This window comes from Blastomonas sp. CCH1-A6 (assembly GCF_001556365.1).
Taxonomy (GTDB): domain Bacteria; phylum Pseudomonadota; class Alphaproteobacteria; order Sphingomonadales; family Sphingomonadaceae; genus Blastomonas; species Blastomonas ursincola.
In genome coordinates, this window is the sequence record NZ_LSIS01000044.1 from 1 (window position 1) to 1,856 (window position 1,856).

General features: G+C 68.9%; 1 protein-coding gene. It reads right to left on the bottom strand.

The features are described from left to right. A partial coding sequence (addB, locus tag AX735_RS02000; protein ID WP_082750877.1) for a double-strand break repair protein AddB occupies positions 1–1,856 on the bottom strand: 1,856 nt, incomplete at both ends.

Genomic DNA, 1,856 nt, shown 5'->3' on the forward strand with positions numbered 1-1,856 from the left:
CTCGGCGGTCAGCTCGCTGTTCTTGCGGCCCACCGGCGTCTCGCGATATCCGAAATCCCCGGACTTGCTCCTGGTTAGCGACCAATATTCGAACGCTGCGGCCTTGCCCGCGATCTCGGGCTGGTTGTCCTTGGCAGCAAATCCGCCACGCTCGGCCATCATGCCGAGCAGCCCGAGCTGCAGTGCATAGCCCGCCTCGACCTGGCGCGCGCTGGGCGGCTTGCCGGTCTTGTAGTCGACGATCGCGAGCGTGCCATCGGGCAGACGGTCGATGCGGTCCGCCTTGCCGCGAATCTCGACGCCCTCGATCATGAAGGTGCCGCTGCGTTCGGCATCGATCATCCGGCGCCCTTCGCCTGCGAGCGCCAGCGTTTCCTCGGCGATCCAGTTCAATGCTGCGACCAGGCGTGGCCGCCACAAGGCCTTGATCAGCGGATGGACATTGGCCTCGTCGAGATATCGGCAGGCGCGTGGCACCAGGCTGGCGGCATCGAGACCGTCCTCGCGATGCCAGTACTCCAGGATTTCGTGCACCAGTGTCCCGCGCCAGGCCGCGCTCGGTTCGGCATCGACCGGGTCGAGCGAGGGCAGCGCGAGAATGCGCTTGGCGTAAAAGGCATATGGATCGGCGCGCAAACGGTCGAGTTCGGTCACCGACAGCCGCTTGACCCGTTGCTCGGTGCTGGGGCGCGGTGCGGGCTTCTCGATCCGCTCCATGGGCAGGCGGCGGTCGAGCCTGCGCGCCAGCGCCAGCGTTTCGTGATCCTCCATCTGCCGGTCGGGCGCGACCGCCTGCAGGCGCAGCAGAAAGCGCGAGGCGACCGTTGGTGCGCTGCCATCGCGCCTGGCCCGTGTCAGCACCACCTCAGCCGAGGCAAGCGCTCCGGCAAGGTCCTGCGCCGACAAGCCGACGCGCATTTCGAGCGGTGCCAGGCCCAGCGTGTTGCGCACCATCGGCGCGAGCCAGGGATCGGGCGAAGGGATTTGCGGCCAGACGCCCTCGTTGAGCCCGGCGCATATCACCAGGTCCGCGCTCTGCAGCCGTGCCTCGAGCAGGCCGTAGATCGCGACGCGCGGGTGCTTGCCATAAGGCGGGCGCACCGATTTCTCGCGCATCAGTCGGGCAAGGATGTTGACCGCCTGCGATGGCGTCACCAGAGGATCGTGCGTGCCGGTGCGCGCAAGCAATTGCTGCACCAGATCGGAGGCGCAACGTCCCGCCAGCCCCGTCCAGACCGCCTGGTTGCTCAGAGCATCGGCGGCAGCGGCGATGGCCTGGATGGTTGCGGACAGCAGCTGCTGCTCGCGCGGCCATCGGGCGATGGAATCGAGCAGCGCCCTCGCCTCTTGCCACCACGCCTTGAGCGGGCGGTTGCCGATGGTGGTTGCGATCCCGGCAAGCCCCGGCGCGGGGCGCGGGCCGCGGAGCAGCCGGTCGAGTGCGCGCACCTCGTCAAGCCATTCGCGGCGCGTCTCGCCCGCCTGCGCGAGCGGGTGCTTGAACAGGTCGAGCAGCGGCACCGGCGCGAAATCATCGGCCAGGCATTGTGCCACCGCGAGCAGGAACCGCCCGGGCGGCGTGACTGGCAAAGCCTCGCCGGCGCTGTCGTCCGCCTCGATATCCCAGCGCCGCAGATGCGCAATCACGCGCGCCGCGAGGCTGCGATCGGGCGTGACGATGGCGACGCGCCGTGCGGGGATGTCGAGCGCCTGGCGCACCAGTAGCGCGATCGCCTGCGCCTCCTCGTCGGGATTTTCCGCCTCGACGATGCGGATGCCCTTCGTCCTGCGGTCGGCGGCATCGAGCGTGACCCAGCGGTCGCTGAGCCGCGCGGGAATGAAAATGCTGCGCAGCA